Source organism: Pseudomonas sp. GP01-A4 (assembly GCF_058780865.1).
In genome coordinates, this window is the sequence record NZ_JBYSWF010000050.1 from 1 (window position 1) to 24,291 (window position 24,291).

The following is a 24,291-nucleotide window of genomic DNA, read 5'->3' on the forward strand; positions in this document are numbered from 1 at the left end:
ATCCGCCCCCCATGGGCCCGCACAATCGACTGGGTAATCGCCAAACCCAGCCCCGCATGCTCGCTGCTCCCTTCATGACGCGCCGGATCTGCCCGGTAAAACCGGTCAAACAACCGTGGCAACAATGCCTCGGGAATGCCTTCCCCGGTGTTTTCCACACTCAGCGTCACGCCTTGCATCCCCTCGACAATCCGCACGCTGACTTCGCCACCCGGCGGGGTGAACCGCAACGCGTTATCCAGCAGGTTGGAAATCGCCCGGCGCAACATGCTGCGGTCACCTGAAGTGCTGGCGCTGCCGTCCCGAACCAGCCGCACTTGGACGTCCTCCGCCAGCGGCGCGAAAAACTCCAGCAATGCCTCCACCTCGTCCGCCAGCACCAGGGTTTCGCGCTTGGGCACCAGCAGCCCATGGTCCGCCTTGGCCAGGTACAGCATGTCGTTGACCAACTGCGCCATCCATTGCAGTTCTTCCAGGTTGCTGTGCAGGGCTTCGCGGTAGTCCTCCAGCGCCCGTGGATGCGTGAGGATGACTTGGGTCTGTGTCAGCAAATTCGACAGTGGCGTGCGCAGTTCATGGGCGATGTCGGCAGAAAACGCCGAAAGGCGCTGGAAGGCATCGTCCAGGCGCCCAAGCATCGCGTTGAAGGACTGGGCGAGTTCCGCCAGTTCGACGGGCATTTGTTCCTGGGGCAGGCGTTGGGTCAGGGAGTGGGCAGAGACGCCGCTGGCGACTTCGCTCATGCGCCTCAGCGGTCGCAACCCGCTGCGGGCGGCCCAGGCGCCGAGCAGGGCGGTGGCCAGGGCGGAAAGGCCGACGGTCAGCCAGATCAGATGCTGCATGCGTTGCAGGAAGTGTTGGTGATGGGTGATGTCGAGCATCAGCGTCAGGCGTGGCGAGTCAGCGTTTCCAGGAATCAGCGGCGCGTTGTACACGCGGTAATCGGTGCCGGCGTTCTGCACGCTGTGCAGGCCAGGCGCCTGGGGCAGGGTGATGCCGGGAGCGCCGTCGAACCAGCGCTGATCGCCGGCGGTGATGCGTAGGACCAGGTCGGGCTGGCGATTGAGTTCTTCTCGCAGCGTTGTTTCTCGTAAGGCAAATCGTTCTGGCGTGTCGGCACCTTGCAATGTACTGCGCAGCGCTATCAGCTTGCCGTCGAGCAACTGCTGGTCCAGCTCGATAAAGTGCGCCTCGCTGGCATGGTTGAACAGCACGCCGGCCAGCAGCGAAACCACGGCTGTGCAGCCGGCAAACAACAGCGCCAGGCGGCTGGCCAGGGAAATCCGTTTCATCAACTGAACCGCTCCTCAAGCACGTAGCCCATGCCGCGCACGGTGTGGATCAACTTGTTGGGGAAGTTATCGTCGACCTTCAGGCGCAGGCGGCGGATCGCGACTTCGATGATGTTGGTGTCGCTGTCGAAGTTCATGTCCCACACCTGAGAGGCAATCAGCGACTTGGGCAGTACTTCGCCCTGGCGGCGCAGCAGCAGTTCCAGCAGGGAAAACTCCTTGGCCGTGAGGTCGATGCGTTGGCCGTCGCGTTCTACCCGGCGGCGGATCAGGTCCATGCGCAGGTCGGCCAGTTGCAGGCTGGTTTCCTGAGGCGGGCTGCTGCCACGGCGCAACAGGCTGCGCACTCGGGCCAGCAGTTCGGAGAAGGCGAAGGGCTTGACCAAATAGTCGTCGGCGCCCAGTTCCAGGCCATGCACCCGGTCTTCCACGGCATCTCGCGCGGTAAGGAACAGTACCGGCATGTCGAGCCCAGCGTTGCGTACGGCCTGGAGGATCTGCCAGCCATCGCGACCCGGCAGCATCACATCGAGGATCAACAGGTCGTAGTCACCGGTCAGCGCCAGGTGCTGGCCGCTGGTGCCGTCGGCCACCAGCTCGGTGTTGAACCCGGCCTCGGCCAGCCCCTGGCGCAGGTAGTGGCCGGTTTTCGGTTGGTCTTCGACGATCAGCAGTTTCATGGGCGGCTCATGGTTTTACGGGAACACAGACGTTATACCGCGCACATCCGGCAGCCGGCTCAAGCTGACAAAGTTGTAATCTGGCAGTCAGCTGGCTGGCAGCGGCGCGTTCGTAAAGTGTCCCACAGACTGATTCCGAACCTTTGGAGTGTGAGCATGTTTTTACGTAAATCCTGGTTGTTGGCGGGCTGCCTGATGGCGATGAGTCTTCCGGTGCTGGCATCCCCGGCTGAAACCTTCGCCTTCGGTGAGGCCGCGCCCGCCGCCAAGGCCACGCGCACGGTGGAAGTGGTGCTGCAGGACATTTCCTTTTCGCCCAAGGCTATTGATGTAAAAGCCGGTGAGACTGTGCGCTTTGTGCTGGTCAACAAAGGCCAGTTGCTTCATGAATTCAACCTTGGCGATGCCGCCATGCACGCAGCGCATCAGAAAGAGATGCTGCAGATGCAGGCCAGCGGCATGCTGACGGCGACCGGCATGGGCAAAATGGACCACAGTGCGATGGGGCATGGTGATATGGCAGGCATGAAACACGACGACCCCAACAGCGTGTTGGTAGAGCCCGGCAAGACCGCCGAGCTGACCTGGACCTTCACCAAGGCCACCGGCTTGGAGTTTGCCTGCAACATTCCGGGGCATTACCAGGCGGGCATGGTCGGCAAGCTGACCGTCAGCCAGTAAGCCATTGACGGGCAAAGGCGGGTAGAATGGCGGCGTTTATTTAGCCAGGTTTCCGCCATGCATCCCGCAGCCGAACATTCGCCGCTGGGCAAGTCCAGTGAATACATCTCCACCTACACCCCGTCGTTGCTGTTCCCGATTCCTCGCGCCGCCAAGTGGGCCGAGCTGGGCCTGAGTGCCGAGACCCTGCCGTATAAAGGCGTGGATTTCTGGAACTGCTTCGAACTGTCCTGGCTGCTGCCATCCGGCAAACCCGTGGTGGCCATCGGTGAATTCAGTATCCCGGCCGACTCGCCGAACATCATCGAGTCGAAGTCGTTCAAGTTGTACCTCAACTCGCTGAACCAAACCGCGTTTGCCGATGTGCAAAGCCTTGAAGCGACGTTGCGCGCCGACCTGAGTGCAGCGGCCGGCAAGCCCGTTGGCGTGCGCATCCGCAGCCTGGGCGAGGTTGAAGCCGAAGGCGTGGTCGCGTTGCCGGGTGTGTGCATTGATGACCTGGACATTACCGTCAGCAACTACGAGCACCCGCGCCCGGAACTGCTGCGTTGCGACGATTCGCGCGTGGTGGAGGAGAGCGTCCACAGTCATCTGCTCAAGTCCAACTGCCCGGTGACCAGCCAGCCTGACTGGGGCAGTGTGGCGGTGGAGTACCGCGGCGCGGCGCTGGATCATGCCAGCCTGCTGGAATACCTGGTGAGCTTCCGCCAGCACTCGGACTTCCATGAACAGTGCGTGGAGCGGATCTTTCTCGACCTGCAGCGCTTGCTCAAGCCGGAGAAACTGACGGTGTATGCGCGCTATGTGCGGCGTGGCGGGCTCGATATCAACCCGTACCGCAGTACTGAAGAGCAGCAGTTCCAGAACCTGCGCCTGGCTCGTCAGTAGCCTTCACACAAAACAAATGTGGGAGCGGGCTTGCTCGCGAAAGCGGTGTATCAGCCAGCTTATGTATCAGCTGACGGACCGCATTCGCGAGCAAGCCCGCTCCCACATTTGATAGGTGTCCGACTATTAGATCCCGATGTTACCCAGGGTCACCACAATATTGCGCAAGGTCCCGGCAATGCCCGGGTGCTCCAGTTCGAAGCGTTCTACGGCCAGGTTCACACCGTCGGCGATGCTTGGATCCTGAATGGCACCTTCCAGTGGCTCCTGAACTTCCAGTTCAGCAATCAAATCTCGCAGCTCTTCGCGCTGTTCGAGGGGCATTTCTGGATTCTGATCCAATTGCTCGCGCAAAATTTTGACCTGTTCTTGCAGTTGTTCGCGGGCAGGCATGGCGTTCTTCCTTTTATCGATAGGCACTGACATAGACCGCGGCACGCCGGGAAAGGTCTATGGGCTGACCTGTAGATTAATCCACTGGGGCCTACTGTGCATGATCTCGATCAGGGCTTCTCGCCTTTGAGCTGGCGCAGGCTGATGTCGGCCAGGCAGGTCTGCAGTTCGCCCAGGTGGTCAATCACCGAATGCACGCCCAGGCCATAGAGCGCGACAGTGGCTTTTGCGCGCTTATGCTCGCGTTCCTTCTCGCTGAGTGCTTGCCATTGCTGCGGCGAAAGCCCGCACAATGAGCCACAGGATGCCAGGCCAATGGTCCACAGCCCGGCATTGAGCCCCGATTGCAGCAGGCGTGGCTCGCCGCTGACCAGGACGCAGCCTTCCAGGCGTTCGATATTCAGTTCCATCAGGGCCTGCCAGCAGGCGTGAGGCGCCGGCCAGCGGGTGGAGGAGGGCTTGGCAGCCTTGATCCAGCGGGGTAGCCCGGCGGCCAGCGGTGTGGAAACCGACGCCGGCAACTCGTCCAGCCATGCACAAGGGACGCGCTGTTCTTCGAGGCTGCGCAGGATCTTCAGAGCGCCGACAGTGGCATGGGTATCGCTGGAAGGCGCGGAATCGGCGCGGGCCTGGGAACCAAAGTCCACCAGGCAGCCACTAAGCCCGAACAGTACGGCCGTCAAGGACGGGGTGCTGGCACTAACAATCTCGGCGTGTGGCATTTCGACGTCCCTGAAATAGCAGTGACGCTACCGGACTTGGGTGACAAGCAAGTTACACCCGCAGCAATTGTAGGAATTTTGTGCATTTGCTGAATGACATTTCTGCAAGGCTGCCTAATCTGACACTTCCGTCATATACTGACGGCCTCATTCAGGGCATAGCGCCCATGACAGACCATTCAAGGAGTTCAAGCTATGCGCTGGAGCCAATGTCTAGCTCAGCTGTCCGTATGTGCGAGTATTTTGCTGGTTCCTTTCGTAGCCCAGGCGGCCTCGGAAGATGATCCATGGGAAAGCGTCAACCGCCCGATCTTCACCTTCAACGATACCGTTGATACCTATGCCCTCAAGCCATTGGCTCAAGGCTATCAGTTCGTGACCCCGCAGTTCGTGCAGGACGGGATCCACAACTTCTTCCGCAACATCGGCGACGTCGGCAACTTTGCCAACGACGTGCTGCAACTCAAGCCCCACGCTGCAGGCGTCGACACTGCCCGCTTGCTGATGAACACCACGTTCGGCGTGCTGGGTTTCGTTGATGTCGGCACCAAAATGGGGCTGCAACGCAACGACGAAGACTTCGGCCAGACTCTCGGCTACTGGGGCGTCGACAGCGGTCCTTACGTGATGCTGCCACTGCTGGGCCCAAGCACCCTGCGTGACGCGCCGTCCAAATACGTGGACAGCTACACCCAGCCATACCGCTACATGAACGATATCGGCTGGCGCAACAGCACCTTCGGCCTGAATATCGTCGACACGCGTGCCAGCCTGCTGTCCTCCGAGAAGCTGATCAGCGGCGACAAATACACCTTCATCCGTAACGCCTACTTGCAGAACCGCGAGTTCAAGGTCAAGGATGGCAAGGTTGTAGACGACTTTTAAGCCCCAGGCTTGAAAGAAGAAGGCGGCCCTCGGGTCGCCTTTTTTGTGGGCGGCATTCGAGGTTTATCCGTGGGTTACGTGCTTACTTTAAGTCGCGGTTTTATGCGTTCTTATAACTACTGGTGATTTGCGATGTAAAGACGCCCGGCGACCATCGCCGTGAGCTTGAAACCCCTGGCGGATGGGAGTACCGTCTGCGCCTTAGAAGGGCACCTCTGCTTTACCTTTGTGCGTCGGCAATAACTCGGCGTTTTGTAGGACAGAGAGGCTAGAAAGCGAATCCAGTAGTAAGCCCGGCCATTGTCGAGCTGCCTACGCCAACCTAATTCTGGCGCCGTTTGCCCACATGCAGAAAACCAGTGCCACGCTGCTGATAATCGATGACGACGAAGTAGTGCGCGCGAGTCTTGCGGCCTATTTGGAAGACAGTGGCTTCAGCGTCCTGCAGGCCAGCAACGGCCTCCAGGGTCTCCAGGTATTCGAGCGCGACAAGCCCGACCTTGTGATCTGCGACCTGCGCATGCCCCAGGTGGGCGGCCTTGAGCTGATCCGCCAGGTGACCGACATCGCCCCGCAGACGCCGGTGATTGTCGTGTCCGGTGCCGGCGTGATGAACGATGCCGTCGAGGCCTTGCGCCTCGGCGCCGCCGACTACCTGATCAAGCCCCTGGAAGACCTGGCTGTGCTGGAGCACTCGGTGCGTCGTGCCCTGGATCGTGCACGGCTGCTGCTGGAAAACCAGCGTTACCGTGAAAAGCTCGAAACCGCCAACCGCGAACTCGAAGCCAGCCTGAACCTGCTCCAGGAAGACCAGAACGCCGGTCGCCAGGTGCAGATGAACATGCTGCCGGTGAGCCCGTGGAGCATCGACGAGTTCAAGTTTGCCCACCAGATCATCCCGTCGCTGTACCTGTCGGGTGATTTCGTCGACTACTTCCGCGTTGATGAGCGGCGTGTCGCGTTCTACCTGGCCGACGTTTCCGGCCACGGCGCCTCCTCTGCATTCGTGACCGTGTTGTTGAAGTTCATGACTACACGGCTGTTGTTCGAGTCCAAGCGCAATGGCACCTTGCCGGAGTTCACCCCTTCGCAAGTGCTGGGCCACATCAACCGGGGCCTGATCAGCTGCAAGCTGGGCAAGCACGTGACGATGGTCGGCGGCGTGATTGATGAAGAAACAGGTCTTTTGACCTACAGCATTGGCGGTCACCTGCCATTGCCGGTTTTATACACTCCAGACAGTGTGCGCTACCTGGAAGGGCGTGGTTTGCCGGTTGGCTTATTCAATGAAGCCACCTACGAAGACCACATCCTGGAATTGCCGCCGACGTTCAGCCTGACGCTGATGTCCGACGGTATCCTGGACCTTTTGCCAGAGCCTACACTCAAAGAGAAAGAAGCCGCCTTGCCCCAACGGGTCAGGTCGGCGGGCGGCAGCCTGGATGGCCTGCGGCAGGTTTTTGGATTGGCCACGCTAGGGGAGATGCCGGATGATATCGCCCTATTGGTGTTGAGCAGGAATCTTTGATGAGTACCGGAAGAATCCAATTCGCCGAGCAAGACGGGACTTTTGTCCTGAAGTTTGTCGGTGAAGTGCGCCTGACCTTGTGTTCGGCGCTGGATGCGACGATTGAGCGGATCTTCACAGCCTTGAATTTCTCGGCGATCGTGATCGATCTGACCGAAACCCGCAGCATCGATAGCACCACCCTTGGGCTGTTGGCCAAGTTGTCCATTCTGTCTCGGCAGAAGGTCGGACTGCTGCCGACCGTCGTCACCACCCACGAAGACATCACCCGTCTGTTGCAGTCCATGGGCTTCGATCAAGTGTTCAACATCGTTGACCGCCCGATCCCGTGCCCGGAATGCCTGACCGACCTGCCGTCCCAGGACCAGTCCGAGGAAGTGGTACGGGTCAAGGTACTGGAAGCCCACAAGATCCTGATGGGCTTGAACGACTCCAACCGCGAGGCGTTCCACGACCTGGTGAATGCGCTGGAGCGGCACTAATTTCCAGCTGAAACATTGTCAAAGTGTGGGAGGGGGCTTGCTCCCGAAAGCGGCGGGTCAGTAGTGAATGTAGCGACTGACGCCCTGTATTCGGGAGCAAGCCCCCTCCCACATTTTTAACTGAGTTCGGCTCGAAATCGGCTAATACAAAAAAAGGGCGGCACCCTCACAGGTGCCGCCCTTTTTGTCGCCGCCGTTTTTAGAGCTTGGCGGTCAACAGCGCTTCGAGTTTTTCCTGGTCGCGGGCGAACTGACGAATGCCCTCGGCCAGTTTCTCGGTGGCCATTGCATCTTCGTTGGATTCCCAACGGAACTGCGCTTCGGTCAAGTGCACACGAGCTTCGCCCGCATGGCCTGGCGACAATTTGCGTTCCAGCTTGCCGTTGTCGGCTGCGAGTTTTTCCAGCAGGTCCGGGCTGATGGTCAGACGGTCGCAACCAGCCAGCTCTTCGATCTGGCTCAGGTTACGGAAGCTTGCACCCATTACCACGGTCTTGTAGCCATTGGCCTTGTAGTAGTTGTAGATGCGCGTCACCGACTGCACGCCCGGATCTTCGGAGCCGGTGTAGTCGTTGCCGTTGGCCTTCTTGTACCAGTCGTAGATACGGCCCACGAACGGCGAAATCAGGAACACGCCGGCTTCGGCGCAAGCCACGGCCTGGGCGAAGGAGAACAGCAGCGTCAGGTTGGTCTGGATGCCTTCCTTTTCCAGCTGCTCGGCGGCGCGGATGCCTTCCCAGGTGGAAGCGATCTTGATCAGCACGCGGTCACGGCCAATGCCGGCCTTGTCGTACAGGTCGATCAGGCGATGGGCGCGCTTGAGGACGGCGTCAGTGTCGAACGACAGACGGGCATCCACCTCGGTGGAAATGCGGCCGGGCACCACTTTCAGGATTTCCTGGCCGACGGCTACCGCAAAACGGTCGCTGGCCAGGCCTACATCGCCGTTGCAGTCGGCAACAGCCTCATCCAGCAGCTTGGCATAGCCTGGGATCGACGCGGCCTTGAGCAGCAGGGAAGGGTTGGTAGTGGCGTCTTGCGGCTTGAGCTTGGCGAGGGTAGAAAAATCGCCGGTATCGGCTACTACAGTGGTGAATTGCTTGAGTTGTTCCAGCTTGGAAGTCATGGGCGTGCTCTGTCCTGTGGGTCTGATGACATTACCCGAGCGCTGACAGCCGCTCAAGGGCGCAAATGCATTCGATCGTTTGCGAGGGCAACAACCTGAAAACAGCCGTTTGAATCACCGGCCAATGCTCAATAGGAGGCCAAAACAGCCAGCAGGTTCAACCCAACTGCCCGATGACCACCCGATCAAACGGTGGGAGCAGCCTTGCCCCATCTTCCTGACATCCCCCCCCATCCAAATGTGGGAGCGGGCTTGCTCGCGAAGGCGTCGTGTCAGCCATCCAATAAACCCACTGACACCCAAATCACCGCCCCTCCAACAACTCCCCGGCCATATCCAGCAACGCCAGCGGATCACTGGCCTTATGAATATCCACCGACAACAACTGCCGAAACTTCCGCGCCCCCGGGAAACCCGTCCCCAGCCCCAGCGCGTGGCGCGTGATGTGATGCATCGAGCCACCTGTCGCCAGGTGTTCGGCAATATAAGGACGCAACTGCGCCAACGCCTCGGCACGGGTGATCACAGGTGCCGTGCTGCCAAACAGCTGCTGATCCACCTCGGCCAGCAAATACGGATTGTGATAAGCCTCGCGGCCCAGCATCACGCCATCGAAGGTCTGCAGATGCTCCTGGCACTGTTCGAGGGTCTTGATGCCGCCGTTGAGGATGATCTCCAGTTCAGGGAAATCCTGCTTCAACTGGGCGGCAACGTCGTAGCGCAAGGGCGGGATGTCCCGATTTTCCTTCGGTGACAGCCCTTCCAGAATGGCGATTCGCGCATGCACGGTAAAACTGGTGCAGCCCGCGTCCTTCACTTGGCCAACGAAATCGCACAGCTCGGCGTAACTGTCCCGGCCGTTGATGCCGATGCGGTGCTTAACCGTTACCGGGATCGAGACGGCGTCCTGCATTGCCTTAACGCAATCCGCCACCAAGGCCGGGTGGGCCATCAGGATCGCGCCAATCATGTTGTTTTGCACCCGGTCGCTGGGGCAGCCGACGTTGAGGTTCACCTCGTCGTAGCCGGCGTCCTGGGCCATGCGGGCGCAGGCGGCCAGGTCGGCGGGGACGCTACCGCCCAACTGCAGGGCGAGTGGATGCTCGGCCTCGTTATGGCGCAGGAAACGTTCGTGGTCGCCGTGGAGGATTGCGCCGGTGGTGACCATCTCGGTGTAGAGGAGGGCGTTTTTGGACAGCAGGCGCAGAAAGTACCTGCAGTGCCTGTCAGTCCAATCCATCATGGGGGCGACGGAGAAGCGACGGGAGAGTGGAGCGGTTTGTAGGGGCATTGGAGATCAGAGTCAACGAGGCGAATAGTGCAGTTTATCAGGGATACATCTTGGGTGTGGGGGAGGCGGGTTCGTTGCCTTTCACCGCTTCGAACGGGAATGTTGCCGCGTGCGGAGCTTGCGGCTGAGGCTCTGTAGGACATAATTGCAACGCATATCGTGGTCTGATCCGGATATCCACCATGAGGGGTCAGTCGTCTGTTCGAGATGGATTGGGATATCCCAAGAGATTCCAGCGTGTGGGATCATTGGACTGGAACTCATTGCGAGGTATACATATTTGCGTGCGACGGGTGATCTTTGCTGGCGGTTGGGTATGTTAAGGTGTGGCCTAAGCTTATAGGTGATGTTGTTCTCTCAATATGCTATTAATCATGTTGTGATAAGGAATAGCCATGAAGAAGCACACAGGTAAGGGTAAAAAAAAGAAAAAGAAACATAATGCTCCGACTGTTTCGGTCCCCTTTGTGGAGCCAGATTTTATAGAAAATACATCCTATAAGTGTGTGCGCTTTCAGGATGACCGAGTTTGTCTAGATGAGATTTTTAAAAGGTTGAGTCCGGCGTTGGGTTTAAAGCTGGTCTATTCTGAGAAGCCATCTAAGGAAATCGGTAGTATTGATTTTCCTAGTCTTACTTTGACAGTGTTTACCTTAGGGAGAACGGTAGATGTTCAGAGGTTTGCACTAGCTTGCTTGATAGGTCATGTTGTAATGGGGCACGGCTCCTACATGATGTCTGCGGTCTGTTATGAACAATTCACTGATATTGATTTAAGGTCTCGTGTTTCTGCGGAGAGCTCTAGTAGTATTGATTGGCAATCGAGATTTTTTGCCTGTTGTTTGTTGATGCCTCGGCAAGTGTTCAACGGGTACTTTGTTCATCTTCAGGGTGAATTGGGTTTTAAAAATCGAGGGCATGGACCGATCTATTTGGATAATCAGCCTTGTAATCAGTTGCTTTATTCTGAAATTTTGAATGAAATGCGAATTTTCTTTAGTGTTCCTAAGTTTCTTGTTGAGTTTCGCATTAACTCTTTGAAGCTGTTGGTTGACGCGCGCATGCCAATTCGTGTTGCTGAAGAAGCAATTGGTAAGATATTTTCCTAGCTTTGTATGGTGGGGCTATGCGTAGGTTTTTGGGTTATTTAGAAGACAAGTTTTATATTCCGTTATGTGAGGAAAAGGCGAAAGTTTTATCTCTCAATGCCTCTCCTTCAGACCTATTTGAAAACATGACTAATGCAGAGATTGCAGGTGCTCTTTTGGTTCAGCATGTTACATCTCTTGGTCGTGGTATTAAGGCGGTTGTTGCATCGGAGCGAATTTTATTTGATTTGATTGCGTGGGGACAGAGGCAAGGGCCGGAAGACGTCAGTCTTGCATCTGAAGCTAAAAGACTTTTTGATGTGGATAAGTTTAAGTCAGGAATGAGTTGTCTTCGTGAAATTGGGTTGGAGTTTCTCACTCAAGAAGATGTGTTGGCCCAAGATTACCTCCTTGCGGACGGCACTTGGGACTACGATTTTCGATTGAGGCATGTCAAGAGGGTCGCTGCATTTAAGGTTGAGGTTGAGACGCCAAGTGGAGGGCTCTTATGTTTAAGTTCGCCGCAGAGCCTCATAGTCAAATCTTTTTTGGCGGAAAAGGATGAGTCTATCCATATTCAAGGTTATGCAGGCACTGGAAAAACGCATCTAATTTCATCGTTGATCGAATTTATGAGTCCTAGTGCGACATTGGTGCTCGCGAAAACTCAGGTTCAACTTTATGAGTTGACTGGGCGACTCAAGAAAGGACACGTCGTAGCAAGAACGTTCAAGATGTTGGCTTCTGAATTACTAGCACCTATTCGACCTCACCTATCTATGGCTGCAGACGATTATCTCCAGGTTAGTGATGCACAGGTTGCTAGGGTTTTGAGTCTCGGGCCTGTTGGTGCTATAAATCCTATAAGAGTTGCGGCTATATGTCGAAGGGCTATAAGGCGTTATTGTGAGAGTGGAGATATTACGTTAAATAAACGAAATTTACCCTATATTAAAGAGCAGTTAAGTAACATTGACTCAGATGTTATGGTGCAGTATGCCACTAGAATTTGGGAGGCGACTATTTCTCCTGCTGTCTATGAGATTAGATTCCCAGTTCGAGGTTACCACTTACTGAAATGTCTATCGCTTTCGAATGAGGTCATACCAGATACTTATACACACGTAATCGTTGATGAAAGTCATGATCTTTCGCGGCCGATACTTCAGATTCTTGATCGTAGTCCACAAGCAGTGATAACGTTCGGCGATGAGTACCAATGTATTGCCGGTCCTGTGTTTCAGCGTGCCAAAAAAATTCGTCAACGGGATATCACTCTCTCCGTCAGAGCGGGAAAAGATATGGAGGGAGTATTGAATCCATTAATTGATGCTCATCCAACTAAAATAAAATTGCCGTATGAGGGGGGCGGGGATGATCCGACGAACGTTGTTTTTTATGACTTGAGTAAAGTTCCTGATGCGGCTTCTACTATTCTCGTTGATTCTGAATGGGGTATGTTTGAGTGGTTTCAGCGTCTATCGCACGCTGGTGTAAGATTTTCCATATTGCATGGTTCAAGAAATGAGTTCGAGAGGTTTATGGTAGACTGCATAAACCTATATCATTCTGGTACGCCGCCTAAGCATAGAAAATTATTCTTTTACCCTACTTGGGACGCTCTAGCTCAAGGTCAGGCCGATAATAAAGTGTTTGACAAAATTCAGGCTATGATGGAAAGGGGTTATAATATAGAAAGACTTAAAATTTCTCTTCTTTCACTTGATAGTGTGTCGTCTGGTGGCTACCAGTTAGGCATGGTGGAAAATGCGAGGAATGCGGAGTACGACTCTGTAATGTTAGCGCCGGATTTGTTTGGTGATATTAAGCAGGGAGACGTGCTGGGATTTGATAGAAAGATTTGCTCACTTTACACTGGTGGGTCTCGAGCTAAATTTGAGCTTTTGGTGCCTGGCTATATTGGTGATTGGGTCTCCAGTCAAAAACATAGTGTGATGAAATAGTAATCTTCGTTTGGCAGCGGTTTTTCTTTTTGTCTAGATTTGCAAGAAAGTGGGATCGTAAGGCCCTAAGTTTTAGTCAAGTCATTATATGGATGTTAAGCGGCCTTTGTTCCCGTTAGCTGGCGTTGTTGGGGGGGGGCTTGGGAAATTTCCCACGTCTATATCAGCTTGCCCGTCGGAGCACACGTCGCTAACCTCCTCAAACCGCTGGAAAACCAGCGGCCGGATGTGGAAGTCCGTACCAGCTAAGACGCAATCGCCTATAAACACCAGCCGGCGTTTTTTTACGCCTGTATCATGTGTTATGGCGGCTGTGCGCGGGGCACTTCGGTGCGCCGGGTCCTTAGCCCTGGTCTTCCACACCTGCGTACAGCTGCCACCCTCATGTGGAAGTGAGATTGGCAGTTCCTGAATAGTTAAGGAGCTTCGCCATGTACAAAGTCACACCGAACCCGCCTCATGCTTCAAACGCTGCCCCCACTGATGCCAAGCTTCAAGCTGCGGCTCAGCGTGCTATCCATCATTACTTGCCGTCATCCGATAACGACGTTCCCGCCGAGCAACCGAGCAGCAACCTATTCCGCGTCAGCCCCGACATAGACACCGAAACCCTTCTAGCCAACGCCGCCGAAAACCTGGAATCCGCCAACCAAATGGCTGCAACCCTGGCTTTCGACCTCGATGAACCCCATCGCGCCATCGTCCTGGGCATCCAGCAGCTAATCGACCTGAGTGCTCTACTCGTTGACCGAGCCCTGGAGCAAGTCGCGCCTGTAGCTAGCACGGCCACCGCCTGACGCCGAACCCTGCCGCCTTACCTCAAGGCGGCAACCTGAACCCATCCTGTCATCCTGCAAAGTTTCATAATTCCCTGCGCTTTTGAGGTCTACGATCCTCCTTAAGAGAGGACCTGTACGCCTCCAGCCCAAAGGGAACTGAAAAATGATCTCCAATCTTGTCAAAGTCGCGATGATCACTGGCACGTTACTGTTGGCCGCTTGTTCGTCGGGTTCATCGGGCATGAGTAGCGACCCTTGTTATTCAGGGGGATGCCAAGCCTTTGGCGACCACAGCCCCAGCAAAGCCGCCAAGATGAATTTTGGCGGCAACGCGCTGGGGAGCAGTTACGGGGAGTATGGTTCGGGGTTGATGCATGATGACTGACTGAGCGGGTGGGGCAGTCATTTACTCAGTGACTGACCCACCGCTTTCGCGAGCAAGCCCGCTCCCACATTGGATCGTGGGAGGGCTTTAGTGACCGCCTTTCATACGTCGGGCGATCAGGTAGATGCCCAGGCCCACCAGCGCCGTAGCCGCGCCGATGTAACCCGTGCTGGTCCACCCGTATCCCGCCGTAATCGCCATCCCACCCAGCCACGGCCCCAGCGCATTCGCCAGGTTGAACGCCGCGTGGTTGGACGCCGCCGCCAGGCTCGGTGCCTCATGCGCAATGTCCATCAAGCGGATTTGCAGCGGCGCGGCCATGGCGATCATGGTGCCGACCAGGCCGATGCCCAGCAGTACGCCCCACAGCGAGCTGGCGGCGAAGGTGAAGAAGATCAGCACGGCCATCGACCACACCATAATCCAGCCCACTGCGCGAAATTGCAGGCGGTCAAACAGTTTGCCGCCGGCGATGTTGCCGATGATGCCGCCTACGCCAAACGCGGCCAGACCGAAGGGGATCCACTGCGGCGACACTTTGGTCACTTCGAGCATGGTCGGCGCCAGGTAGCTGAACACGCAGAACATCCCGGCAAACCCTATAGCGCCAATCGACAGCGCCATCCACACCTGCGGTTTGGTGAAAGCGCGCAGTTCTTTGCGCGGGTCGCTGCGGGGTTCGTCGTGGCGGTCCGGTACGAATTGCCAGACCAGCGCGATGGTGCACAGGGCGATGGCGCTAACCAACGCGAACGCCGAGCGCCAGCCCAGGTGTTGACCCAGGAAGGTGGCGATGGGGTTGCCGAGCAGCATGGCCAGGGTCAGGCCCATCATCACGCGGGCGACGGCGCCAGCACGTTTGTCGTTGGGCACCATGCTGGAGGCGACCACGGCGGCGATGCCGAAGTAGGCGCCGTGGGGCAGGCCGCTGATAAAGCGGAAAGCCACCAGCGAACCGAAGGTCGGGGTAAACGCCGTGGCGAGGTTGCCCAGGGCATAAAGGCCCATCAGCAATAGCAGCATGTGTTTACGCAGCAACTTGGCGCCGAGGATCGCCAGCAGTGGGGCGCCGACCATCACGCCCAGCGCATAGGCGCTGATGGCGTGGCCCACTTGCGGTTCGCTGAGATTGAGGTTGTGGGCGATGTCGGGCATCAGCCCCATGATGGCGAATTCGCCGGTGCCGATCGCAAAGGCGCCCACGGCCATGGCCGCTTCCATTTTGGCGGCGCTGCGCGCGGGCAGCACGTGCCCGGGTGTTTGCTGGATAGTCATGGGTAACTCTGTTTGATGAAGTGCACGAAGGACAGCCGCCGATGCTACGCAAGCAGCGACGAAGGTGTCTAGAACAGCGTGTTGCGCGAGAGTTCCATCGGCGCAAGCAGTGCGGGGCTTTGAGATCCGTCTTATTCAACTACCCTCTCGCCACGCTTACTCTTTTGGCGATGAAGCTCAAACATTTCCTGCAACCACTCGACTCTTCTTTTTCGACGCCCAAGGCCGCGCGCAAGTTGTTGCGGCTGTTTGCCCTGGCATTGGTGCTCGGCGTGTATGTGGGTGCCTACAGCTACTTGCGTGCGGCGTTGAATGAGGAAATTTCGCTACGGCGCAGTTATATGAATGAGGCGATTTCCGATGCGCAGAGTTTTTTTGTCAGCCGCCAGACGCTGCTCAAAAGCCTCGGCCTGTCGACGGTTCGTCATGTCACGCCACCCGTGGGCAACCTCAATAATGTGCCGGCCGAAGAGTTGCACATCACCTTGGGCGAGGCGGGCAATATCTGGAGCCTTTGGCTGACTAGGCGCCTGCTTGATTACCTGCAGGTCAACCAGGTCAACCTGATCTACGTCGCGCAGCGCGCCGAGCCGGTGGTGGAGCGCCTGTTTACCGTTGGGGCGGCCCCGGAGAATGTGCCGCAGCCGGTATTGCAGCGGTTGATGGCGGTGGACACCGGCAAGGTCTCGGTCAGCGATGAGTTGTGGCTGACTGAGCAGAGCCGCCTGGATTCACCGCTATACATCTTCACCCGCCTCGATGACCGTAGCCCCACGTCGGGTTGGCTCGGGCTGGAGGTGGACGGCCCGGACCTGATCAACGCCCTGCAGCATGAAAAAGCCGGGGACTTCATGTTGCTTGACGGCGCCGGGCAGCTGATTTTCAGCAGCACGCCTCATCAACCCTCGGCTGCGCAGGTGCTGCGCCAGTATCACGCCACGGCCAGCTTTGGTTGGGAAGGCAGCCGCTGGCTGCCGGATCGCTTGGCCATTCGCAAGCACCTGGGTTACTCCCAGTGGCAGATCGTCTACAGCCTGGAGCTGAGTTCACTGTTGCCCAGCCTGGCCATGCCGTTGCTGCTGTGCCTGCTCTTGTGCGCAGCGGCCAGCTTGTTGATGGTGCGGTTGGTGCGGCGCATCGATCAGCGTTTGATTATCCCGGCAGCCAATCGCATCGAAGCGCTGGTGGAGAGTGAGGCATTCAGCAGTGCGGTGATTCGCATCGCGCCAGTGGCCTTGTGCGTGCTGCGCCGCATCGACGGCGAGGTAGTGCTGGAAAACCCCCTGTCCCGGCAATGGCTGGGCAACGGCCACGAGCGCCAGCAACTGTGTCACGGCTGGATTCGCCGCGCGTTCGATGAGTCGGAACAAAGCAGCACCGACGAGCTGCAAATGGCCGACGGTCGTCACCTGTACCTGAGTTTCGCGCCAACCCGTTACCAGCGTGAGGAGGTGCTGATCTGCGCCTTCAGCGACATCACCGAACGCAAGCAGGTGGAGTTGGCCCTGCAGCAGGCGCGCACGCTGGCGGACGCGGCGAATGAGGCCAAGACCCTGTTCCTGGCAACCATGAGCCATGAAATCCGCACGCCATTGTATGGCGTGCTGGGCACCCTGGAATTGCTTGCGCGCACCGACCTTAACAGCCAGCAGCGTGGCTACCTGAATGCCATCGAGGGCTCGTCGGCGAACTTGCTGCAAATGATCTGCGATGTGCTGGACGTGTCGAAAATCGAAGCGGGACAACTGTCCCTAGAGTTCAGCACGTTCTCACCGATCGAGTTGGTGCAGGAAGTGATCCAGGGCTACGCAGGCGCCGCCCAAAGCAAGGGCCTGCAGTTGTTCGCCTGCCTCGACCCGCAGTTGCCCGACCACGTGAGCGGGGATGTCACACGCATCCGCCAGATCCTGAATAACCTGCTGAACAACGCGCTGAAATTCACCGAAAGCGGCCGGATTGTCTTGCGTCTGCGCCTGGAAAGCCGTGAAGGCGAGCGCACGATGTTGCAGTGGCAGATAGTCGACACCGGCAAGGGCATCGCCGAGGAAGACCAGCGGTACCTGTTCGAGCCGTTCTTCCAGGTCAGCGGCAATGCGAATGTGGTCGCCGGCAGCGGCCTGGGCTTGTCGATCTGCAAGCGCCTGATGCACTTGATGAACGGCACCTTGCGGGTGGTCAGCGAACCGGGCCTGGGCAGCAGCTTTTCCTTCACCTTGCCGCTGGAGCAAGTCAACGACGACGACCAGGCTCCCTGGGCGCAGCCGCTGCTCGGCGAGCGGGTGTATGTGGTGTCGCCGGTGCGTGAACTGGCGGAAAGTGTTGGCGGCTGGTTGCGTCGCTGGGGCGCGCGCGCGCAACTCGGTGCGCCGGAGTCCGCCGAGGCCGACCCCGGCGCGGTATTGGTCGAGCTGTATCCCGGCCCGACCGAGCCCGACCAGTTGCTGCATTGGTCCGGGCCGCGGGTGATGGCCGGGGTCGACGAGCATGGCGCTTATCCCTGGCAGATCGGCCTGAACAACCTGCAGGCGCTCAACCGCGCGGTCAGCCGCGCCCAGGGCAGCGAAGAGTTGTTGTCGCCGAGGATCAGCGAGAAGCCCACCGAGTTCAGCCTCAACCTGCGCCTGCTGGTGGCCGAAGACAACCTGATCAACCAGTTGATCCTGCGCGACCAGTTGGAAGAGCTCGGCTGCAGCGTGGTGCTGGCCGGCGACGGCATTGAAGCGCTGTCATTGTGGGGTGATACCGCGTTCGACATGATTCTCACCGACGTCAACATGCCACGCATGAACGGCTATGAACTCACCGAACAACTGCGTCGCCTGGGTTGCTCACTGCCGATCATCGGGGCCACCGCCAACGCGATGCTCGACGAAGCCGAGCGCTGCCTGAACGCTGGCATGGATCATTGCCTGGTCAAGCCGTTCACCCTGCGCGCCCTCTACCAGTGCCTGCATCGCTATCAGAGGAGGGTGCTTTGAGCGCCTATCGCGTACTCATCGTGGAAGACCATCCTTTCCAGCATGAGTACTTGATCAACGTCTTCCAGGCCATCGGCGGGTTTGACGTCGATGTGGTCTGGGATGGCGCCACCGCGCTGCAACGCCTGGCCCGACAGCGCTACGATCTGCTGCTCAGCGACTTGATGATGCCGGGGATGGACGGTGTGCAACTGATCCAGCACTTGGCCCGCATGCACGCGCCGCCTGCGCTGGCGCTGATGAGCGTGGCGTCGCGGCGCATGCTGGTGGGCGCCGGGCAGGTGGCCGGGAACCTCGGCCTGACCGTCGCCGGGCTAATCTCCAAGCCGGTGCGCGAACGCGAGGTGCGCACCCTGCGCGATTGCCTCGACAAACTCGCCGAGCAGGCGCGCACGCCGTGTTGCCACCGGGGTGTCAGCCATGCCCGGGAGAACCTTGAGCGCGCCTTGGCCAATGGTGAAATCCAGGCGTGGTTCCAGCCGAAAAAATCCCTGCATGACGGGCGCATCGTGGGCGCCGAAGCCCTGGCACGCTGGGTGCACCCGGTGGAAGGGTTATTGATGCCCGGCGCGTTTCTTGACGACATCGAGCGCCTTGACCTGGAAACCCGCTTGCTCACCTGCATTCTCGGCCAAACCCTCATCGCCCAGGCCCAGTGGGCGCAACTCGGTTACCGGCTGCCGGTGTCGATCAACCTGCCCACGCATTTGCTCGACCAGAGCGACCTGGTCGACCGCCTGCTTGCCCAGGTGCAAAGCCGCGACGCCGAACCCCGGCAAATTACCTTCGAATTGATGGAAAGCTCCACCACACGGCTGCCCAGTAACTACTACGCTGGAGCATGTCGCTTGCGCATGATGGGCTTTGGGTTGGCGCAGGATGACTTCGGCAAGGGGTTCAGTTCCTACTTCAACCTGGTGTCGACGCCGTTCAACGAGGTCAAGATCGACCGGTCACTGGTGCATGGCTGTGCCGAGAACGAAAGCCTGGCGTCGGCCTTGCAAAGCATTGTCGAGCTGGGCCGCAAACTCGGGCTGACCACCATCGCCGAGGGCGCCGAGACCCAGGCGGAGCTGGCGATGTTGCGGCGTATCCGCTGCGATCAGGTGCAGGGTTTCCTGATCTCCCATGCCGTGGCGGCGGAAAAATTCAGCGCCCTGTTAATCGAGGATGGCCCTGCGCCAGCACTTATGTGAGTGGCCAGGGTCACACAGTCAAGAAGCCCGAAGGAAGGGTCGCCCGGTCAGCCGGGCGTTATTGGCCAATGCCGGGATCAAGCATAGGCCCCATATCCTGATTCAGGCTTCTGCGGTACTGACGATGAAACATGCAAGTCTGCGCCTGGACAAGCTGGCGCAAAGCTCTCAACGCTTGAACAAAGCCCTGTTATTGCTCACGGGGCTCGCCTTGTTGCTGTCCAGCAGTTGCTATTGGGCGGTGTCGCGGTTGCTCGACGCTGAACAGGAAAAGGTCGAGTTCCACTTCGCCCGCGTGGTGGAGATCATCCATGAGCACGAGGCGTTCCTGCGCAACGTGGCCAGTGGCTACAGCCGCAGCAACGCGCCGCCGCTGCCGGCCGTGCAGTCGACCTCGGTGGTGGAGTTGCAGCACGAAGGCGGGCAGGTGGTGTTGCAGGCCAAGGGGTTTGCGATGTCGCTACCCTTCACCTTGTCCCACGCCGAGACGTTCTCGGCGGATGACACGCGCCGGGCACTGGCGTTTGGCGTGCAACTGACTGACTACTACGGCGGCTACTGGGCCAGCTCGTTTTACGCCTCGCCGCAGCTGTTCGTGTTCACCCCCAATGCCGTCGCCAGCCTGGCCGTGCCCGGCGTGGGCGGCTTGCGCCAGCACCAGCCATTGTTGCGCGAGCAGTACCGCGACGTGGTGAGCCGCTTGCAGCAACTGCAACAGAGCCAAAGCCTCCTGCTGACCGACAGCCGCGTGCGCTGGATGCGTGCGCCGCCGCAGTTGTACCAGAACAGCCGCAGCGTGGTCGCGATGATCGGCCTCGACGCGCCTGCCGCCGTATTGCCGGCCAATCAGCCTCAGGGCCTGCTCACGCTGGCGGCGGTGGTGGACACCTCGCAGGTCGACGAAATCGAGCGAGTACTGCAACTGTCGGTCTACAACCAGTTCACCCTGATCTCGCCCCAGGGCGACGTGTTGCTCGGCAGCCTCGGCGATGAACACATGGCGCCCCTGGGCCTGAGCTTCAACAGCCAGGGTTTGCGCTTCAAGATGCTCAGCGAGGGTGGCGAGCACTGGACCGGCCTGTACGCCATCAGCTATCAGGATTTCCTGCGCTACGCCAAATGGCCGCTGCTGGGCCTTGGCCTGACGTTTCTGGCGGCCGTGCTGCTGGGCTGGTGGATCAACCATTGGTACAAGACCCGCATCTTCAGCCCGGCGCAACGCGCGCAGGAGCGTCTGTTCGAGAGCGAGGCATTCAACCGCATCATGCTGCACAACGCCCCGGTGGGATTGTGCGTAGTGCGCCGCAGCGATCACCAGTTACTCCTGGAAAACCAGCGCGCGCTGCAATTGCAGGGCACCGCACCGCTGCTCGACGTGCTCAAGGCCAACGATGGCCCGGACACCCCCGGCGAGATGTGCCTGGCGGTGGAGGGGCGGTACTTGCAGGTCGTGGTGGTGGCGGCGCGGTACGAAGGTGAGGACGTGTTCCTCTGCGGCTGCAACGACATCACCCGACACGTGGACGAAGCCCAGTTGCTGACCCAGGCGCGCCAGGAAGCCACCGAAGCCAACGAGGCCAAAACCGTGTTCCTGGCAACCATGAGCCATGAAATCCGCACCCCGCTGTACGGCGTGCTCGGCAATCTGGAACTGATGGCCCTGACCGACATGAGCGAGCGCCAGCGCCACTACCTGGAAATTATCCAGGGTTCGTCCACTGTGCTGTTCCAGTTGATCAGCAACGTACTGGATGTATCGAAAATCGAATCCGGGCAAATGGCCGTGGAAGCGGCGCCGTTCAGCCCGGGCCAGTTGGTGGCGGAATCGGTGTTGGCGTTCAGCGCGACCGCGCGCAATAAAGGCTTGCAGATCGATGCCGAGATCGACCCGCTGCTACCGCCGCAACTGCTTGGCGATGCTGGCCGCATCCGGCAGGTCCTGCATAACCTGCTGGGCAACGCGATCAAGTTCACCGACTCCGGGCGCGTGCGTTTGCGCCTGATGGTGCAGCAACTACTTGACGATAAAGTGACCCTGCAATGGCAGGTCACTGACACCGGCGTGGGCATTCCGGAAAAGGCGCTGGACCAGTTGTTCAAGCCGTTTTATCAGGTAGCGGGCGACCAGGACGGCAATGGCGCCGGCCTGGGCCTGTCTATCTGCTCGCGCTTGAGTGAGTTGATGGGCGGCAGCATGCGCGTGGTCAGCGAGCCAGGGTTGGGCAGCAGTTTTTCGCTGTTCATCACCTTGCCGGTGCTTCAGGAAACCCTGCCCTCTGCGGAACAACCGCCGATGCCGCCGTGCCTGGACGCACCGTGCCTGAACGTGCGCGTGCTGGTCGCCGAAGACAACCCGGTCAGCCAGGCCGTGCTGCAAGAACAGCTCGAGGCCCTTGGCGCCCACCCCACCGTAGCGCGTGACGGCGAGCATGCGCTGCAAATCTGGGGTTCGCAGCCGTTCGACCTGGTGATCACCGACATCAATATGCCGCGCCTCAACGGCTACGACCTGGCCCGCGCGTTGCGTGAACAAGGCGTCCAGGTGCCGATCATCGGCGTCACCGCCAATGCCCTGCGCGAGGAGGGCGAGCGTTGCCTGGCGGTGGGCATGAACGCGTGGGTGGTCAAACCGCTGAGCCTGAGCATGCTGCGCCAGGCGTTAATGGCGCACTGCCGGCGAGCCACGGCCTTGCCGGTGGTGCAGGTGGACCGGGACCGCGAAGGCTGGATCGAGCTTTCCCCGGCCATGCGCCAACTGATGGCCGACACGTTGCTGGTGGATGTGCAGCAGATCGAACAAGGCCTGACGGCCGGCGATGCCACCCTCGTACGTGAGCGTTTGCACAGCCTCAACGGCGCGCTGGCCAGTGTGCGTGCCGGGGAACTGTCCAGCGCTTGTCAGGCATGGGAGAACACCCTGTACGACGCACCGCTGGATACATACGCCACCACGCAGATTCGAGGCGTGTGCGCACGGCTTACAGCGGTTGCGCAGTGCTTGCTGGCAGAGTCGCAAACTTGATGAAAGCCCATTACAAGGAAGATAAAGAATGCGAGAAATGAACGTTGTGATCGCCGATGACCACCCGATCGTACTGGTGGGCGTGCGCGAAATTGTGCAGCGTGATTCACGCTACAGCCTGGTGGGCGAGGCGGTCAGTTCCAGTCAACTGATCGAGCAGTTGCGCAAGCACCGGCCGCAAGTCCTGATCACCGATTTCAACATGCCGGGTGACGACACCTATGGCGATGGGTTGAAGCTGATCGAGTACATCCTGCGTCACTTTCCCGCGACCCAGGTGCTGGTGCTGACCATGATTTCCAACAGCCTGATTCTCACCCGCTTGCAGGAGTTGGGTGTGGCCGGGGTGATCCAGAAGAACCACCTGCACGGCGAGATCGAAAAGGCCCTCGGCGCGATCAGTGCCCAGCGCAGTTACCGCGCACCGGAGCCCGCCGCGACTTCGGTCTTGGCCAATGTGACCCAGGTGCAGGCGCGCTTCCAGAGCCTGTCGCCACGGGAGATGGAAGTGCTGCGTTTATTCGTGACGGGCATGAGCGTGAGCGATATCGCGCGGCAGTTGAGCCGCAGCAACAAGACCGTCAGCGCGCAGAAGATTTCGGCCATGCGCAAGCTGGAGGTGGACAGTGACCAGGCGCTGCTGACCTATTGCATCGAAGCCCGGCAGTTTCAGTAATCAGCGGTACGTCATCTGCATCAACAGGGTGGCTTTGTAGCTACCCGCCTCGGGCAGCTCGCCCAGGGACACGGGCTTGACGCGCAGGGTCAGCGCCAACGGTTCGTCTTCTACCGGCCAGGTGCCGGTTTGGCCCAGGCCGATCCCCGGCTTGTCGGTCTTGTCACGCAATTGCACCTGCAACCCCAGGGATGGGAGATTGGTGAGCAGCACCGGGCTGACGGTGAGGGCCCGGGCCATGCCCGCCGACAAACTCAGCTCGACCTGAGCGCCCGCCTGACAGTCGAAGACCAGCGGCACATCGGTGGCGACGGTGCTGCCGTCGGCCAACTGGTTGAGGTTGACCTTGCCCAGGTCCACCTGTTGCGTACTCGGAAACCTTGCGGTGCACGGCGGTGCGGTCAGCTTGCCGCTGACGTCGATCTGCGCTTCTTCCGCCGCTTGCGCAAGGGCGGTGCTGGCTACGGCCAGCAGCATCCAGGCGAGCGCTTTCATAGGTAATTGAGGGTCATGACCATCGACGAGGTGAACGCGCCCGGCGCCAGCGTGCCGCGTTCGACCAGTTGCGCCTTGAGGCTGATATCCACGTCGCCGCTGAGGTTGGTGTATTTCTTGACGGTGCCATTGAGGTTTGCCGCCGTGTTGTCCGCCCACAGCAACGACACACCGAGGTTATCCGCCGTGGTCTTGGCCACGGTGGAGGTGTAGGTGCCGTTATTGGACGTGAAGCTGACATTTAGCGAAGAACCCGACGAGCACTTCAAGCGCACCGGCACTTCCACAGTGCCGGTGGTCGCCACCTGGTCAGTACGCACGTCGCCAAATGCGGCGGTCAGGGTTGTGCCGGTACTCAATACGCACGGTGGGCGGGTGAGGGTGCCGCTGACGGTGATATTCACCACGTCGGCAGCGTGAGCGGTGCTGCTGAGCAGCATCAGGGCGAGCAGTGGAGTTTTCATG

General features: G+C 58.9%; 22 protein-coding genes. 13 read left to right on the forward strand and 9 right to left on the reverse strand.

Annotated features, from left to right (window positions below):
* Together AC3WKX_RS24045 and AC3WKX_RS24050 are read right to left on the reverse strand one after the other, a co-directional pair.
* Nucleotides 1-1,292: heavy metal sensor histidine kinase (locus tag AC3WKX_RS24045; RefSeq protein ID WP_102607498.1), on the reverse strand; the 1,292-nt coding region annotated here is incomplete at its 3' end.
* Nucleotides 1,292-1,972 carry a heavy metal response regulator transcription factor gene (locus AC3WKX_RS24050; RefSeq protein WP_003218936.1) on the reverse strand — a complete coding sequence of 227 codons (681 nt, stop codon included), beginning with the start codon at nt 1,970-1,972 and terminating at the stop codon, nt 1,292-1,294. The genes AC3WKX_RS24045 and AC3WKX_RS24050, both read right to left, overlap by 1 nt.
* Nucleotides 1,973-2,128: 156 nt before the next feature.
* Between AC3WKX_RS24050 and copI the strand changes: the two genes are divergently transcribed.
* Nucleotides 2,129-2,653 (forward strand): copper-resistant cuproprotein CopI, encoded by a 525-nt coding sequence (gene copI, locus AC3WKX_RS24055; protein ID WP_003218934.1) that lies wholly within the window; start codon nt 2,129-2,131, stop codon nt 2,651-2,653.
* Between the two features lie 57 nt (nt 2,654-2,710).
* On the forward strand, nt 2,711-3,541 hold the full coding sequence (gene queF, locus AC3WKX_RS24060) for an NADPH-dependent 7-cyano-7-deazaguanine reductase QueF (RefSeq protein ID WP_008437611.1): 831 nt from the start codon (nt 2,711-2,713) through the stop codon (nt 3,539-3,541).
* Between the two features lie 126 nt (nt 3,542-3,667).
* On the opposite strand, the gene AC3WKX_RS24065 is transcribed toward queF, so the two are convergent.
* Both AC3WKX_RS24065 and pcrP read right to left on the reverse strand, forming a co-directional pair.
* Nucleotides 3,668-3,934 (reverse strand): DUF4404 family protein, encoded by a 267-nt coding sequence (locus AC3WKX_RS24065; RefSeq protein WP_008437612.1) that lies wholly within the window; start codon nt 3,932-3,934, stop codon nt 3,668-3,670.
* Nucleotides 3,935-4,044: 110 nt separating this feature from the next.
* A complete protein-coding gene (pcrP, locus tag AC3WKX_RS24070; RefSeq protein ID WP_003218927.1) occupies nt 4,045-4,656 on the reverse strand; it encodes an HAD superfamily inactivated hydrolase PcrP in 612 nt (203 codons plus the stop codon).
* A gap of 195 nt (nt 4,657-4,851) precedes the next feature.
* Between pcrP and AC3WKX_RS24075 the strand changes: the two genes are divergently transcribed.
* From AC3WKX_RS24075 to rssC, 3 genes are all read left to right on the forward strand, one after another.
* A complete protein-coding gene (locus AC3WKX_RS24075; protein ID WP_008437615.1) occupies nt 4,852-5,541 on the forward strand; it encodes an MlaA family lipoprotein in 690 nt (229 codons plus the stop codon).
* Nucleotides 5,542-5,887: 346 nt separating this feature from the next.
* Nucleotides 5,888-7,069, forward strand: coding sequence for a two-component system response regulator RssB (gene rssB, locus AC3WKX_RS24080; RefSeq protein ID WP_003218921.1), 1,182 nt, complete (start codon nt 5,888-5,890; stop codon nt 7,067-7,069).
* A complete protein-coding gene (gene rssC, locus AC3WKX_RS24085) occupies nt 7,069-7,551 on the forward strand; it encodes an anti-sigma factor antagonist RssC (protein ID WP_003218919.1) in 483 nt (160 codons plus the stop codon). The genes rssB and rssC overlap by 1 nt, the downstream gene beginning before the upstream one ends.
* A 199-nt stretch (nt 7,552-7,750) precedes the next feature.
* Here the strand turns inward: rssC and tal are convergent, their stop codons facing one another.
* Nucleotides 7,751-8,677, reverse strand: a complete 927-nt coding sequence (tal, locus tag AC3WKX_RS24090) for a transaldolase (protein ID WP_008437618.1) — start codon at nt 8,675-8,677, stop codon at nt 7,751-7,753.
* Nucleotides 8,678-8,981: 304 nt separating this feature from the next.
* A complete protein-coding gene (gene dusA / locus AC3WKX_RS24095; protein WP_102605632.1) occupies nt 8,982-9,968 on the reverse strand; it encodes a tRNA dihydrouridine(20/20a) synthase DusA in 987 nt (328 codons plus the stop codon).
* A 395-nt stretch (nt 9,969-10,363) separates the two neighbouring features.
* On the opposite strand from dusA, the gene AC3WKX_RS24100 reads away from it, so the two are divergent.
* The 4 genes from AC3WKX_RS24100 (at nt 10,364) to AC3WKX_RS24115 (ending at nt 14,184) form a co-directional block, all read left to right on the forward strand.
* On the forward strand, nt 10,364-11,077 hold the full coding sequence (locus AC3WKX_RS24100; RefSeq protein ID WP_102605631.1) for an ImmA/IrrE family metallo-endopeptidase: 714 nt from the start codon (nt 10,364-10,366) through the stop codon (nt 11,075-11,077).
* A 17-nt stretch (nt 11,078-11,094) separates the two neighbouring features.
* Nucleotides 11,095-13,020 (forward strand): AAA family ATPase, encoded by a 1,926-nt coding sequence (locus AC3WKX_RS24105; RefSeq protein WP_102605630.1) that lies wholly within the window; start codon nt 11,095-11,097, stop codon nt 13,018-13,020.
* Between the two features lie 431 nt (nt 13,021-13,451).
* Entirely contained in the window at nt 13,452-13,817 is a 366-nt protein-coding gene (locus AC3WKX_RS24110) for a DUF6124 family protein (RefSeq protein ID WP_102605629.1), read from the forward strand.
* A 145-nt stretch (nt 13,818-13,962) separates the two neighbouring features.
* A complete protein-coding gene (locus AC3WKX_RS24115; protein ID WP_102605628.1) occupies nt 13,963-14,184 on the forward strand; it encodes a hypothetical protein in 222 nt (73 codons plus the stop codon).
* An 87-nt stretch (nt 14,185-14,271) separates the two neighbouring features.
* Here the strand turns inward: AC3WKX_RS24115 and AC3WKX_RS24120 are convergent, their stop codons facing one another.
* Nucleotides 14,272-15,459: an MFS transporter gene (locus AC3WKX_RS24120; protein WP_102605627.1), complete on the reverse strand. Its 1,188-nt coding sequence runs from the start codon at nt 15,457-15,459 to the stop codon at nt 14,272-14,274.
* 170 nt (nt 15,460-15,629) lie between these two features.
* Between AC3WKX_RS24120 and AC3WKX_RS24125 the strand changes: the two genes are divergently transcribed.
* From AC3WKX_RS24125 to AC3WKX_RS24140, 4 genes are all read left to right on the forward strand, one after another.
* The gene (locus AC3WKX_RS24125; RefSeq protein WP_102605626.1) at nt 15,630-18,437 is read left to right on the forward strand and encodes an ATP-binding protein; all 2,808 of its coding nucleotides are present in this window, start codon (nt 15,630-15,632) and stop codon (nt 18,435-18,437) included.
* The gene (gene pvrR, locus AC3WKX_RS24130; protein WP_102368407.1) at nt 18,434-19,633 is read left to right on the forward strand and encodes a response regulator cyclic di-GMP phosphodiesterase PvrR; all 1,200 of its coding nucleotides are present in this window, start codon (nt 18,434-18,436) and stop codon (nt 19,631-19,633) included. Before AC3WKX_RS24125 ends, pvrR begins: the two co-directional genes overlap by 4 nt.
* Before the next feature lie 124 nt (nt 19,634-19,757).
* Nucleotides 19,758-22,655, forward strand: coding sequence for an ATP-binding protein (locus AC3WKX_RS24135; RefSeq protein WP_102605634.1), 2,898 nt, complete (start codon nt 19,758-19,760; stop codon nt 22,653-22,655).
* A 28-nt stretch (nt 22,656-22,683) separates the two neighbouring features.
* On the forward strand, nt 22,684-23,331 hold the full coding sequence (locus AC3WKX_RS24140; protein ID WP_017477281.1) for a response regulator: 648 nt from the start codon (nt 22,684-22,686) through the stop codon (nt 23,329-23,331).
* Here AC3WKX_RS24140 and AC3WKX_RS24145 read toward each other — a convergent pair whose 3' ends face one another.
* Nucleotides 23,332-23,826, reverse strand: coding sequence for a fimbrial protein (locus AC3WKX_RS24145; protein WP_003218900.1), 495 nt, complete (start codon nt 23,824-23,826; stop codon nt 23,332-23,334).
* Complete coding sequence (locus tag AC3WKX_RS24150; RefSeq protein WP_003218898.1) at nt 23,823-24,290, reverse strand: fimbrial protein; 468 nt, start codon at nt 24,288-24,290, stop codon at nt 23,823-23,825. Before AC3WKX_RS24150 ends, AC3WKX_RS24145 begins: the two co-directional genes overlap by 4 nt.
* Nucleotide 24,291 lies beyond the last annotated feature (1 nt).